We start from the raw sequence: 13,529 nt of genomic DNA, 5'->3' as shown, positions 1-13,529 counted from the left end.
AAATACCTCCGAACGAAACAATAATTGTAATTCATACTCTTTGTGCCTAAAGCCATACTAGTTGTTACAACGGGATAACCGTTTAAATAAACAGCCTAAAAAATAAAACCTTAATCCACACCATTTAAGAGCCGCTTTATGCGGCTTTTAGCCGTTTTTCCCGGCTATGTAGGCTTCAAGCTCAAGGAATGCAGGCTCCATGACTTTTGCAGGGGGCAGAGCCTTCATAAACACCGTGCCGTAGGAAGAGGTTCGGATGCGGCGGTCGAGAATCACGACCGTTCCGCTGTCTTTCTCCGAGCGGAGCAGCCTGCCGATCCCCTGCCTGAATGCCAGGACAGCTTCCGGCAGAGATACCGCTTGAAACGGGCTTTCTCCCCTTCTCTTTGCCCGGTCGCACTTGGCTGATTCAACAGGGTGGTCAGGCGGCCTGAACGGCAGCCTTGCGATGACAAGCGTCGTCAGCTCGTCACCCGGAAAGTCAACGCCCTCCCAAAAATGGTTCGTTCCGAGAAGAACCGCATGGGGATACGATCTAAACAATTTCATGACCTTGACGGGGCTTCCTCCGGAAATCCCCTGCGCAAGGAGCGGACAAGGAAAGTCTTCCTCGTGTTTTATTGCATGGTAGACGTCTCGCAGCATATCATGAGACGTAAACAGGACGAGCACTTTGGCATTTTTCTGTTTTGCAAGCGCCTTGACATAACGCGAGACATCTTGAATATAGTCTTCAGGATCGTTTTGAATCGGGCTGACATCCGTCGGAATCATGATGTTCATATGCTTATCATAAGAAAAAGGCGCCTCGATTTGCAAGGTCCTCGGATAGAAATCGCTTAAACCGAGCTTATTGATCATATAGTCAAATGAGTTCTCGACGACAAGCGTCCCCGATGTGAGCACAACGCTTTTTTTCTCGGTGAAAAACCGGTCGGCCAGAATTTCGCTTGTATCAAGCGGCTGAGCGTAAATGGCCGCGGCGTTTTTTGCTCCTTTCGCGTCAATTTCAATCCAGACGACCTCATCTTCGACAGGGTCAAACATCAAGCGGGCGAGCGTCTTTCGATATTCTTCAAGGTCGTTCATGCATGAATCGTATTCGTCTATCAAAAACGCCTGACGGCTGGTGAAAAAAGCCTGTTTTTCAGCGAGGCTTTTCTTTTGATCCGTAAAGAGCCGGTGCATGTCATACAGCATGGAACACAGTCTTCTCGCGCCTTCTTCAAGCCTGTTCCACGCCCTGCTTTCACCGGTTTCGCCGATCTTATATAAGAGACGGTTTAGATCGTTTCTTGGTTTCCTCCGCTTGACAAAAGAATGAACAGCCGTAAAGAAAAGATCACTTTCTTCAAGAAGCTGAGCGAGCCATTCGTCCATTTGGAAAAAAGATTCTGATGAAATGCCTGCGGACCGGTAGAGGCGTTCGGCTTTTTTTAAAATCCCCCTTTGCTTGAGGGTGCCGAGCCGCATCAACCTTTTATGAAGAAAGACATAGTCTGCTCTTGCTCCATACTGCTCGCCCGCCGCGCGTTCAAAGTGATGGGCTTCATCAATAACAAACGTATCGGCATCACCGGTATGAATTCGCTGATTGGCTTCGTCAGTCAACAGAAGCGCATGATTGGTAATGATCATATCAGCCTTCTGCGCCCGCGTTTTGGCTCTCTCATAAAAACACAATTTCCTTATGCTGCTGTTTTCTGCATATGAATGCGAATCATATGCCAGTCTGTCCCAGAGAAGCTTTCCGCCTGACGGAAGATTAATTTCCGATAAATCGCCCGTTTCTGTATCTGTCAGCCAGACGAGAATTTGCGCTTTTGCAAGGACGCTATCATAATTGTCATCATCTTCCTGTAAAATATGCTTGAACTTGCGAATGGATAAATAATGGGAGCGCCCCTTTAAAACCGCGGCTTTGACCGGGAAAGGAAAAATCTTTTCCAAAAGCGGGATATCGCGGTTAATCATCTGCTGCTGAAGCAATGTCGTATATGTGCTGATCACAACCGGCTTGCCTGTTTGCTTGGCATAGATTGCAGCCGGCACAAGATATCCGAGCGTTTTTCCGATTCCAGTGGCGGCTTCGATCAGAGCATGCTCATGATTTTGAAAAGCGGTCCAGACCTCCCGCATCATTTTCGTCTGTCCTTCTCTCTTGTCAAACCGGTCGTCCAATGAAGAAAGCCCGCCGTCTTTTTCCCAAATAAGCGGCTCTGTCTGCGGGATCCGGCTCTTATGACCGGCCTCTTCATCTTCGTCTTCAGGGGTCCTGATCACAAAGGAACCGACCTTCATAAAGCCTGCCTCAAGCTCAGCATCGGCGCCTTTTTCAGCAATCAAGCCGTCAAAAAGCTCCTGCGCGTCGCTGATCAAATGCCAGGATAGACGTCTGATCGATTTCAAAACAGGAATCGGCAGCCTTTTCAGTCTGTCCATCATATGTAAAAAGATCAAAGCGGTCACTTCTGCATCGCTGTCAGCCCTGTGCGGGTTTTCATGGCGAATCTGAAGCTCTTCGCTCAGTTCAGTTAATTTATAGCCGTCAAAACCCGGAAAAACGATTCTCGAAAGCTCAACCGTATCGAGAACGCTGCATTCAAGCTCACCAAAGCCGGCCTGCTGCAGCTCATGCTTTACAAAAGCAAGATCAAAATGAATGTTATGAGCGATAAAACAGCTGTCTTGAAGCAGCTCAAAAATATCTTTGGCAATCGCCGAAAATGGTTCTTCATTTTCAACCATTTCATTTGAAATTCCCGTCAGCTGCTCGATAAAAGCGGGAATCGGCTGATTGGGATTCACATATTTGGAGAAACGTTCGGTCATTTGTCCATTTTCAATCACAACCGCTGCAATTTGAATGATTCTGTCGCCTTTTTTCGGCGAATTCCCTGTCGTTTCCACATCAATGACCACATATCGTTGATTGTTCATTCAATGGACACCTCAATTTCGATACCTTCGACAAAAGTGTAACACGTTTTAGAAAGATGCGGGGGAAAAGCTTCACCTTCTGCTCTTTCTAACGATATGAAAGCCCCCTAAAGGCAAGGGGGCTACAAAATGGTACGGGCGGGCTCCTGACCCAGCATTTCCTCGATTTCGTTTCTCTCGTTCAAAACGGCAACCTTCGGCTTATGGGTCTTTGCCTCCTCTTCAGACATCATGGCATAAGAAACGATGATGACGACATCTCCCACCTGGACAAGGCGGGCGGCAGCTCCGTTTAAACAAACGACGCCGCTCCCCCTTTCACCGGGAATAATGTACGTTTCCAGCCGGGCCCCGTTATTATTATTTACAATTTGCACTTTTTCATTTGCCATCATTCCGACGGCATCCAGCAAATCTTCATCAATTGTCACGCTGCCGACGTAGTTCAAATTGGCTTCCGTCACTCTCGCTCTGTGAAGTTTTGCGCTCATTAACGTACGGTACATCATAAATCCTCCTTTTGATCTGCCGGGATATCGACGATGATATTATCAATTAAGCGGGCTTTGGAAAACTGAACGGCAACCGCTATGATGACTTTTCCAGTTAATGGCTCCCTGATCTCCAGATCGGGATATGAATAAATATCCGCATAATCAATGACACCGCTCGTTTTTTCAAGAATGCTCCGAACCTCTCGCTTAACAGCTTCCGCGTCCCTCTCTCCATCGCGGATCAGCTCGGCGCCGCGCTGAAGGGCTTGATAGAGAGCGGCTGCTTTCTGCCGTTCTTCTGCTCGCAGGTTGACATTTCTTGAGCTTTTGGCAAGCCCGTCTTCTTCCCGTTTTGTTTCAACCGGGATCAGCTCAATATCCATGAAAAAGTCGTTGATCAGCCCGTCGACCACGGCAACCTGCTGCGCATCCTTCATGCCAAAATAAACCCTTGTCGGAAAGGTGAGATTGAACAGCTTTGTGAGCACTGTTGCGACACCGTCGAAATGTCCTTCCCTTGAACGGCCGCAAAGGACGTCGGTCCGCTTTTTCACGCTTGCGGTAACCGTCGGCTCCTGGCCGTACATTTCTTCAGGCTCAGGAGTGAACAAAATGTCCACTCCGCCGTCGGCCGCAAGCTGCCGGTCCCTTTCGATATCTCTCGGGTACGCTTCATAGTCTTCACCCGGACCGAACTGCATAGGATTGACAAAAATGCTCATCACGACAATATCATTGTCTTTTCGCGCTTTTTCCACAAGCGACATATGGCCTTCATGAAGGAAGCCCATTGTCGGCACAAAACCGATCGTTTTGCCTTCTTTGCGATAATTTTTCGTTACATTTTGTATATCTTTTGCTGTATGGATCTGAATCATGCTTATTTCCCTCCGTATAATCCTTCAAGAACTTGCTGATCGATACGGAATGAATGAGCATCTTCAGGAAACACGCGGCTTCTGACATCCTCAACATATCCCCGAAGCGCTTTTTCAAGCGGCTGATCGATTTGCACATACTGTTTTACAAATTTAGGCGTCCGGCTCACTCCGTGTCCGACAACATCGTGGTAAACGAGAACTTGTCCGTCTGTACCGGGGCCTGCTCCAATGCCGATGACAGGAATCGTGAGCTCTTTTGAAATCTGTTCAGCGAGCGCTGCCGGGACGCATTCGAGAACGAGCGCAATTGCGCCTGCTTCTTCACAGCGCCTGCTGTCTTCAATCAGCTTGCGGGCGCTTTCTTCATCTTTCCCCTGAACTTTATAGCCTCCCAAGACACCGACGGATTGAGGAGTCAAGCCTAAGTGGCTGACAACAGGTATTCCGCCGCGTGTTAAAGCCGTGATCGTCTCAAACACACCGTCGCCGCCTTCAAGCTTCAAAGCATCGGCTCCGCTTTCCTGAACGATCGCCGCGGCATTATTCAGTGCGCTTTCCAAAGAGCAGTGATAAGACATAAACGGCATATCCGTCACAACAAACGTATCTTTTGCCCCGCGTTTGACGGCTTTTGTATGGTGGATCATATCAGCGACCGTCACAGATACGGTCGAATCAAGGCCGAGCACAACCATGCCGAGCGAATCGCCGACAAGAATCATATCGACGCCGGCCTGTTCGGCAAGCTTTGCCGCCGGATAATCGTAGGCCGTCAGCATGACGATCGGCTCTCCCTCTTGTTTCATTTTTAGAAAATCAATCTTTGTCTTCATGTTTTCTCCTCCTCTTTTTCAGAGGAGATGAGCTGCCGTGCTTGCATGTGCATCTTTTCGGACAGCAAAAAAACCTTCCGGCAAGGAGAAGGATTTCGAATCGTCCGTGTTCGGCAAGAATCATCCCTCTGTCCCAGTCCTTTTTGGATCAAGGCAGACTGTTTTTTATCAGTTGCATGTTTTCCAGGTGCAGTTCCTACAGGATACTGCCCATCCGAAGTATACCAAAAACGCATGGATCCTTCCAACTATGACGGATTTATATCGATATCGGCGGAGTATATTTTTTTGATGCCGTCACTCGTTTCCAGGATCAAGACGCCTTCTTCGTCTATTCCCAACGCTTTGCCGTGAAACGTTCCGTTCAGCGTCCTGGCCGTCAATTCGCGGTTCAGGCTCAAAGCGTAGCTCTCCCATAAAAGCTTGATCGGTTCGAAACCGTAGGCGTGATAGTCTTCATACCTTTTTTCAAATGTCGTCATTATCGTTTGAATCAAAGCTGCTCTGTCGATTTTTTCGCCGCTTGCGAGACGAAGGCTTGTCGCTGTTTCTTTTAATTCTTCGGGAAAGTCGCAAGCCATCTGATTGACGTTGATCCCCGTTCCGACGATGACAGAATGGACCTGATCGGCTTCCGCCTGCAGTTCGGTTAAGATCCCGACGACTTTTTTGCCGTTGATCAAAATATCGTTCGGCCATTTGATTTCGGCTGCGATGCCGGTTTGCTCTTCGACTGCCTGAACGATCGCGACTGCGGCTAAAAGCGTCAGCTGGGGCGTTTTTTGCACGGGCATTTCAGGTCTTAAAATGATGCTCATCCAAATGCCGTTTCCTTCCGGGGAATGCCATGCTCTCGCCATTCTTCCCCTTCCTTCAGTCTGCTTGTCGGCAACGATGATCGTTCCTTCCGGCGCACCGTTGTTTGCTAGCTCATGGGCAATTTTTTGAGTTGATGAGACGACATCCTGAAAATGGATGGTCTGTCCCATTTTTTTCGTTTTTAACCCGAGCCTGATTTCATCTTCGGTGATTTTATCAGGTTTTTTTATCATTTTATAGCCGAGCTTTCGGACCGCTTCAAGTTCATATCCCGATTTTCTCAGATCTTCGATATGCTTCCACACGGCGGTCCTTGAGCATCCGAGCTCTTCGCTGATTTTCTGGCCTGAAATGAATTCGCCGTCGGCCTCTGTAAACAATTGAATGAGTTTCTTTCTTAAATTTGACTGCATGAATCCAGCCACTCCTCTATGGCTTTTTTTTGATTGGCAAGCTCCCCGTTTAACACGGCCCGCTCAATCCGTTTCAAATCATCGGACACCCATTTCCCGGCCGGCTTCTTTCTGAAATTCAGCAAATCGCTTCCAGACACCGCCAGGTCTTTCAGGCTTTTAATCGGAAGCGCATGGTACGACTGTCTGATTTCAGCCAGCCGCTTTTCATCGATTGCCTGCTTGTCCCTTAAGCTGCGGATGGCGGAAGCGGACAGCAGCGTCTCTTCCCCCGCCTCATACATTGAGACGGCATCCCATTTTTGATCGATTCGCTCAGCCGTCAGGATCGCCTGTTTTATGACTTTCCCCGGAAGCTTCCACCCTTTTAAAAACCGGTGCGCTTCAGCGGGATCGATCGATATCATGTGAATGAAAGCCGCCCATATATCCGCTCTTTTTTGAAGTTGATAAAAAGGAAAAGCTCGGGCAGCTAGAACGCGCTCCTTTTTGCCGTCCAACCCCGGAAGCTCCTTGTAAAGCCCTGTTTCAGCCGCCGCTTCCAAAGCCCTGTCCGCTGCTTTTCCTTTTAACAGCTTTTCGAATTCAACCGTTTTCCGCTCTGTAGAAATATGAGCCAAGAGCAGACGGTTTTCGCAAATCGCCTTTTTTGTATTTGGAGAAAGCTCAAACTCGAGCTGACTCATAAAACGGAGCGCCCGCAGCATGCGAAGCGCATCTTCGTGAAAACGCTCCGCCGGGTCGCCGACCGTTTGAATCAATTTTTCCCGTATGTCGCGGAGTCCGCCGAAATAGTCGATCAGTCTCCCCTGTTCATCCATCGCCATGGCATTAATCGTCAAGTCCCGCCTCTTCAGGTCTTCCTTCAGCGATTTGATAAACTGAACGCCGCTCGGCCTTCTGTAATCCTCGTACTCAAGCTCTGCGCGAAAGGTCGTCACCTCATAAGATTCTCCCTCAAAGAGGACGATGATGGTTCCGTGTTCCTTTCCGACATCAACGGTTTTCGGAAAAATGGCTTCAATTTCTTCCGGGGATGCATCTGTAGCGATGTCAATATCACCGACATCCCGGTTCATTTGGGCATCCCTGACGGCTCCGCCTACAAAGTAGGCCTGCCGGCCGTGTTTTTTCAGCTCACGAAGGAGAGGAAGAGCCTTCAAAAAGAGATCCTCCATTGTCACACTCCCCTTCTGTTAATTGTTGATAAATTTCTTCATATTGCGCGATGATTTTACTGGAAGAAAAGCGCGCCTTGATGCTTTCTAGCGCCGCTTCCGCAAACTGGCGCTGCAGGCTTTCATCAGTCAGCAAATGGAGCGCCTTACGAGCTGCGCCTTCAATATCTCCTACATCGACCAAGTAACCGGATTTACCGTTTTTGATCACCTCGGGAATCCCTCCGATATTGGTGCCGATGCACGGAACGCCGCAGGCCATCGCCTCCAGCAGCACTAAACCGAAGCTTTCCTTCTCGGACAAAAGCAGCTTTAAATCGCTGATGGCGTAAAGCTCTTCTACGCTGTCCTGTTTGCCAAGGAAAAGAACGTCGTCTTTTAATCCGAGCTGCCTGACAAGCTGGCAGATCACGGTCATTTCCGGCCCGTCGCCGACGAGAATCAGCTTCGATTTCATTCGTTTGACAATGCGGCTGAAGACATGGATGACGTCCTGTACACGCTTCACCTGTCTGAAATTGGATACGTGGATGATCACTTTTTCATCAGGTGCGATGCCGTACTGCTCTTTCAGCGAATGATGCTCCTGCTTTTTTAAATACACGCGCTCATCCACAAAATTATAGATCGTTTCGATTTTTTTGTTCGGTCTGATCAAATCATACGTTTGCGCGGCAAGAGCTGAAGAAACCGCGGTTACGCGGTCAGACGACTCGATCGCAAACTTGATCAGGTCTTTTAAAGACGGATCATAGCCGAGAACGGTTATATCTGTGCCGTGCAGCGTTGTGACCGTTTTAATGTTTCCGTTCAGCATTTGCTTCGCTAAAAAAGCGGAAATCGCGTGAGGCACCGCGTAGTGGGCATGCAGAACATCAAGCTGTTCCCGCTTCGCCACCTCCGCCATTTTGCTGGCCAAAGCCAAATCATACGGCGGGTACTTAAACACGGCATATTGATTGACTTCGACTTCGTGAAAATAGATGTTGGAATACACTTTATTGAGCCTGTACGGAACACTTGATGTAATAAAATGAATTTCATGTCCTTTTTCCGCAAGGAGCTTGCCGAGCTCGGTAGCGATAATTCCTGATCCTCCGACACTCGGATAACATGTGATTCCGATTTTTAACTGTTTCATCATCCGCCCCCAAATAAATCGTTGTTTAACAGAAGAGTCCGCTTTGCAAAAAACCCTTCCGCGTATGCGACGCCGACCTCTTTTCCCAAAAGCTTTTCCCTTGCTTCGACCGTTTCAATATATCCGTTCGTCAGCGGTGTTTCAACCGACTGCCGGGAACGGATGAACTGGCTCTGATAAGCAGCAAGGCTTTCCTTTTTTTGATTGATCGTTTCGGAAATGTCGATGACAAATTCAGGTTTATGAAAACCGTTGATCATATAATAGTACACGTTTTGGACTTTATGGGCCGGCTGTTTTTCTGCATCTTCATATTTATGTATACCAGCGGAAAAGACCGCTTCTTCGACGATTTCCGCTGCGTGCCCGTGATCGGGATGCCGGTCCTTTGGATAAGGGACAAAGACAAGCTTCGGTTTATGTTTCCGAATGACGGCAACAACGTCTCTGATCGCCGTCTGGCTGGGAAACAGCCCCCTGTCCGGCAGCGTGAGGGAAATCCGCGGACTGGCGCCGAGAATGTCGGCCGCCAGCGCCGCTTCGCTTTTTCTCGTTTCGACTGTTCCGTTTGAAGACAGTTCAGCCTGGGTTAAATCGCAGATTCCAATTTGAAAGCCTTTTTTAGTATATTTGGCAATGGTTCCTCCCATGCCGATTTCTACATCATCGCTGTGCGCACCGAAAGCCAGTATATCAAGCATCTCGATCCCCGCCGTGGACAATGTTTCTGAATTCAAATGCGCCTGCCTCGACAGATCGGATCAAGATTTCCGCCGTTCCCATGTTGGTGGCGAGCGGAATGGCGTAAACGTCAGACAAGCGGATAAGAGCTGACACATCAGGTTCGTGCGGCTGGGCCGTCAGTGGGTCTCTCAGAAAAATCACAAGGTCGATGTCATTTTTCGCGATCAAAGCGCCGATCTGCTGGTCTCCGCCAAGCGGTCCCGATTGAAAGCGCACGACGGGCAGCCCTGTCGCTTCGGTGATTTTTAAACCGGTCGTTCCTGTCGCAAACAGCTCATGCTTTTTTAAAATATCTTTATAAGCGGTTGTCAGCTGAATCATGTCCTGTTTTTTTCGGTCATGGGCAATTAAGGCGATTTTCAAAGCGATTTCCCCCTTTTTGTTACTCTATGATATTTTCAAGGCCGTAGACAAGCTGATCGATTTTCATCACTTGTTCAACAGCCAGTTTCACACCAGACATAAAAGATGCGCGGTTATATGAATCGTGACGGATTTTCAGGGTTTGGCCGTCTCCGCCGAACATCACTTCCTGATGGGCGATCAATCCCGGCAGACGAACGCTGTGGAGACGGATTCCGTTTTGATCGGCGCCTCTTGCCCCCGGCAGAATTTCTTTTTCATCCGGATGTCCCTGGGTTTTCGCTTCGCGAACAGCCGAAATCATTTCCGCCGTTTTCAAGGCCGTTCCGCTTGGCGCGTCAAGCTTTTGATCATGGTGCTGTTCAATGATTTCGACATCGGTAAAATAGTTGGCAGCCATTTGCGAAAACTTCATCATCAGCACGGCTCCGAGCGCGAAGTTTGGCGCGATGATGGCTCCGATCCCCTTCTCGTCGGTCAGTTCCATAAGCTCGTTCAAGTCGCTCTCAGAAAATCCTGTCGTTCCCACAACAGGACGGACGCCGTGCTCCAGCGCGATTTTTGTATGGAGCTTGCCGATTTCCGGCGTTGTCAAATCAATCAGAACGTCCGGAGCCGTTTCTGAAAAGCATTCGGTAATATCGGTGTAAATGACGGCATCTGAACTTGATATCATCACGTCTGACAGCTTTTCACGGTTATATGTACGGTCGATTGCACCGACAAGCTCAAAATGTGCGGTATCTTCAACAAGTTTGACCGCTTCGCTTCCCATTCTTCCGCGCGGTCCTGCTATTGCGATTTTAATGGTCTCCTTTTGCATCTTAATTCTCCTCTACTTTCCTTCTTCTTTTCTTGTCCAGCGGTCTTTGTCACGGGTGTTGAACTTCTCCATGACCATATCATGCGCTTCATCCAATGATATATGAAGCGAATTCGCAAGACAAACTAAAACGAACAATACGTCGCCGATTTCTTCATCGATCTTTTTTTCCGATTCGGTTTTTTTCTTCGGTTTTTCGCCGTAATGATGGTTGATTTCCCTCGCCAGTTCGCCAAGCTCTTCCGTCAGCCTGGCCATCATGGCAAGCGGACTGAAATAGCCTTCTTTAAACTGGCCGATATATTCGTCAACCTCACGCTGTATATCTTTCATCGTTTTTTCTTTCGTCATGCTGACAAAACCTCCTGTCATCTCTTACATGTTAGCGAATTCAAACAAGTTTGACAAATGTTTAAGACGGGTTTGCTGTTTTAAAACGGATACACTATAATATTAACGCCAGCTTATGGAAGGAAAGGAGTTTTTTTATGTTCGGAGACATCAGAATGAAGAACGTCCTGTTTATTTTGGCAGGCGCTGCAGTTTTTTCCTTTGGACTCGTTCATTTTAATATGCAGAACAACTTGTCGGAAGGCGGTTTTACCGGCATTACCCTGCTGCTTTATTTCCTGTTTAATATCGATCCTTCCATATCCAATCTGGTGCTGAACATCCCCGTCTTCTTCGTCGGCTGGAAGCTCCTCGGCAGAACGGTCTTCTCATATACCATTCTCGGCACAGTCAGTCTGTCGGTGTTTTTATGGATTTTTCAGCGCTTCCAGATTCATATGCCGCTACAAAACGATCTTGCGCTCGCGGCTCTTTTTGCAGGCGTGTTTATCGGTACCGGATTGGGCATTATTTTCAGATACGGCGGAACGACGGGCGGCGTCGATATTATTGTGCGGCTGATCAACAAATATTTTCAAGTGCCGATGGGCAAAGCCATGTTTGTGTTTGACGCCTGCGTCATTACATTATCCCTTATTTTTTACCTCTCCTATAAGGAAGCGATGTACACGCTTGTTGCCGTATTTGTCGCGTCAAAAGTCATCGATTTTATGCAGGAAGGCGGTTATGCCGCAAAAGGCGCCACCATCATCTCTGAAAAGAACGACCAGATCCAGCGCAAAATCATAGAAGAAATGGAAAGAGGCGTCACGGTTTTAAAAGGTCAGGGGTCATATACGAAAACAGAGCGGGACGTTCTATACTGCGTCGTCCCGAAAAATGAGGTTTTCCAGCTGAAAAACGTGATTACCTCGGTCGACCCGCACGCTTTTGTAGCCGTAAGCGACGTACACGACGTTCTGGGAGAAGGGTTTACGCTTGATGAGAACAAAAATCCGATCACACGCTGATTGAAGGTCAGCAAAAAAAGAAGCTCGCGATCAGCGGAGCTTCTTATTTCGGCCAATCTTTTTCTCTTTTTCTGCGCCTGTCCTCTTCGGCTTTATACTTTCTGAATCCGACATATGTCAGCGTCGAGAGGATAATGCTTCCCGTCGTCAGGATGACCCATAACAGTGAAGGGTCTGCATCATCTTCTTCTACTTGATTAAACACATCTTCCAAATCTTTTTCCAAAAGCGTCAGCCTTTCCAGCTTGCTGCTTTCCGTCATTTGCTGAAAGCCCCCGTTTTCCACGACTGCAATATGGTTGGAGACGCTTTTTAACTGCTTTGGCGAAATATCAATCGTTAAGCTTGGGTAAATCGTATCATACAAGGATAAAAAATGATTCCACTTTTCCCTGAATGTCAGGTTGTCTTCTTTCTGAATCCCGGCCTTCAAAGCGCTGAAAGAATCCATGATCGGCTTTTTCAAACTGCTCCACAGCGGATCATGGTCAGATTCTATGGCGTCCATCAGCATTCTAAACTGGGCGGCGGCTTTAAATTTTTCCTGCTGTGCGACCTCTTCGCTTTCCAGCCTTTTCAGCGTATCATGGTAGGCCAGACTGACCTGACGGATTTCCGAGCCTGTCATAATACCCTCTGTTTCGCCTTTCTCCGCTGCTTTCAGCCGTTTTTCAAAGTATTGAAGAATTTGTACCGCTTCCTCATATTGAGACTGCCTTGTTAGCTGGAATACCGTATCTGACAGTTCCGTCAATTCCTGCAAAGCCGATGATTCTTCCGCTTTTAAACCGGCCGCAGGAAAAACAAGCGCAAGCATCATGCAAAGGATCACCTTTCGTATCATTACGGTCCCTCCCACTCCTTCTATTAAAGCGTATGAAGAGAGGGACAAGGTTAGACCAAGATTGTGAATCCGTGTTACAGCTTAAAAGCTTTCCGGGACAAAACCAAGTAATAGGCCAAACCGATCGAAGCGATGCTGAGCCAAAATGTAAAATAGCCGATCTGCGGCATATATTGATCGAGCATTGAATAATTCGGCATCATGCCAAACAAGTAATCAATGACATCGTTATGCAGCGTCCAAACAGCCGCAAGCGCCAAATGCCACCCTTTAAACCGGTAATGAGGGGCGTACAGCACGCCTTGCACAGCCATTGCGAAGTGCGACGCGATCAGCATATAGCCCGTCCAATGGAGGCTTCCGGACACCGCAAGCACGAGGATATTCATCACAACCGCCCACAGCCCGTATTTGACGAGCGTAACAAGCGCAAGCGCCTCAAAGAGAGGAGCATTCCTTCCCAATAAAAGTCCGATGAGAACAAATAAAAAAAACAATGTCGCCGTCGGGCTGTCGGGAACGAAAATCAGAAATTTCGCAGGCGTATTCGTCAGCTGCGGAAGGTACCAGTAATACCCGTAAACCGTACCGAAGAAATTAATGATCAAAAGCAGCAGAAGCAGCGGTTTTTGAGCGAGCATGTAGGAAATTAGTTTCAAAGCAATCAACTCACAGTCTCTTTAAATAAAAAAAGC

Annotated in this window: 14 protein-coding genes; 1 reads left to right on the top strand and 13 read right to left on the bottom strand. The window is 48.0% G+C overall.

All coding sequences use genetic code 11. The features are described 5' to 3' along the window. Positions 1 to 147: 147 nt before the first annotated feature. The 11 genes from dinG to ACVC9U_RS07435 all read right to left on the bottom strand — a co-directional run bounded on the left by dinG (position 148) and on the right by ACVC9U_RS07435 (position 10,980). Entirely contained in the window at positions 148 to 2,940 is a 2,793-nt protein-coding gene (gene dinG, locus ACVC9U_RS07485; protein WP_075754151.1) for an ATP-dependent DNA helicase DinG, read from the bottom strand. 122 nt (positions 2,941 to 3,062) lie between these two features. Continuing rightward, complete coding sequence (panD, locus tag ACVC9U_RS07480) at positions 3,063 to 3,446, bottom strand: aspartate 1-decarboxylase (protein ID WP_003182918.1); 384 nt, start codon at positions 3,444 to 3,446, stop codon at positions 3,063 to 3,065. Further along, positions 3,446 to 4,312 carry a pantoate--beta-alanine ligase gene (gene panC, locus ACVC9U_RS07475; protein WP_075754149.1) on the bottom strand — a complete coding sequence of 289 codons (867 nt, stop codon included), beginning with the start codon at positions 4,310 to 4,312 and terminating at the stop codon, positions 3,446 to 3,448. Before panC ends, panD begins: the two co-directional genes overlap by 1 nt. 2 nt (positions 4,313 to 4,314) lie before the next feature. Then, entirely contained in the window at positions 4,315 to 5,148 is an 834-nt protein-coding gene (gene panB, locus ACVC9U_RS07470; protein WP_075754148.1) for a 3-methyl-2-oxobutanoate hydroxymethyltransferase, read from the bottom strand. Between the two features lie 248 nt (positions 5,149 to 5,396). Beyond that, on the bottom strand, positions 5,397 to 6,380 hold the full coding sequence (locus ACVC9U_RS07465) for a biotin--[acetyl-CoA-carboxylase] ligase (RefSeq protein WP_075754146.1): 984 nt from the start codon (positions 6,378 to 6,380) through the stop codon (positions 5,397 to 5,399). After that, entirely contained in the window at positions 6,365 to 7,558 is a 1,194-nt protein-coding gene (locus tag ACVC9U_RS07460) for a CCA tRNA nucleotidyltransferase (RefSeq protein WP_075754144.1), read from the bottom strand. The genes ACVC9U_RS07465 and ACVC9U_RS07460 overlap by 16 nt, the downstream gene beginning before the upstream one ends. Then, positions 7,518 to 8,699 (bottom strand): N-acetyl-alpha-D-glucosaminyl L-malate synthase BshA, encoded by a 1,182-nt coding sequence (gene bshA / locus ACVC9U_RS07455; RefSeq protein ID WP_075754142.1) that lies wholly within the window; start codon positions 8,697 to 8,699, stop codon positions 7,518 to 7,520. Before bshA ends, ACVC9U_RS07460 begins: the two co-directional genes overlap by 41 nt. Then, the gene (bshB1, locus tag ACVC9U_RS07450; protein WP_075754140.1) at positions 8,699 to 9,400 is read right to left on the bottom strand and encodes a bacillithiol biosynthesis deacetylase BshB1; all 702 of its coding nucleotides are present in this window, start codon (positions 9,398 to 9,400) and stop codon (positions 8,699 to 8,701) included. The genes bshA and bshB1 overlap by 1 nt, the downstream gene beginning before the upstream one ends. Then, the gene (gene mgsA, locus ACVC9U_RS07445) at positions 9,393 to 9,806 is read right to left on the bottom strand and encodes a methylglyoxal synthase (RefSeq protein WP_075754138.1); all 414 of its coding nucleotides are present in this window, start codon (positions 9,804 to 9,806) and stop codon (positions 9,393 to 9,395) included. Before mgsA ends, bshB1 begins: the two co-directional genes overlap by 8 nt. Before the next feature lie 19 nt (positions 9,807 to 9,825). Beyond that, positions 9,826 to 10,629 (bottom strand): 4-hydroxy-tetrahydrodipicolinate reductase, encoded by an 804-nt coding sequence (gene dapB / locus ACVC9U_RS07440; protein WP_075754136.1) that lies wholly within the window; start codon positions 10,627 to 10,629, stop codon positions 9,826 to 9,828. A 12-nt stretch (positions 10,630 to 10,641) separates the two neighbouring features. Next, complete coding sequence (locus tag ACVC9U_RS07435) at positions 10,642 to 10,980, bottom strand: nucleotide pyrophosphohydrolase (protein WP_023857432.1); 339 nt, start codon at positions 10,978 to 10,980, stop codon at positions 10,642 to 10,644. A 137-nt stretch (positions 10,981 to 11,117) separates the two neighbouring features. Here ACVC9U_RS07435 and ACVC9U_RS07430 point away from each other — a divergent pair, with 137 nt between their 5' ends. Further along, positions 11,118 to 11,990 carry a YitT family protein gene (locus ACVC9U_RS07430; RefSeq protein WP_020451939.1) on the top strand — a complete coding sequence of 291 codons (873 nt, stop codon included), beginning with the start codon at positions 11,118 to 11,120 and terminating at the stop codon, positions 11,988 to 11,990. A 43-nt stretch (positions 11,991 to 12,033) separates the two neighbouring features. On the opposite strand, the gene ypjB is transcribed toward ACVC9U_RS07430, so the two are convergent. Beyond that, positions 12,034 to 12,834 carry a sporulation protein YpjB gene (gene ypjB, locus ACVC9U_RS07425; RefSeq protein WP_441390442.1) on the bottom strand — a complete coding sequence of 267 codons (801 nt, stop codon included), beginning with the start codon at positions 12,832 to 12,834 and terminating at the stop codon, positions 12,034 to 12,036. A gap of 74 nt (positions 12,835 to 12,908) precedes the next feature. Beyond that, on the bottom strand, positions 12,909 to 13,493 hold the full coding sequence (gene lhaT, locus ACVC9U_RS07420; protein ID WP_020451941.1) for a lipoprotein heptaprenylglyceryl N-acetyltransferase LhaT: 585 nt from the start codon (positions 13,491 to 13,493) through the stop codon (positions 12,909 to 12,911). Positions 13,494 to 13,529: the final 36 nt, after the last annotated feature.

The organism is Bacillus sp. GM2 (genome assembly GCF_056155945.1).
This window is presented reverse-complemented; position numbering and strand designations above follow the sequence as displayed.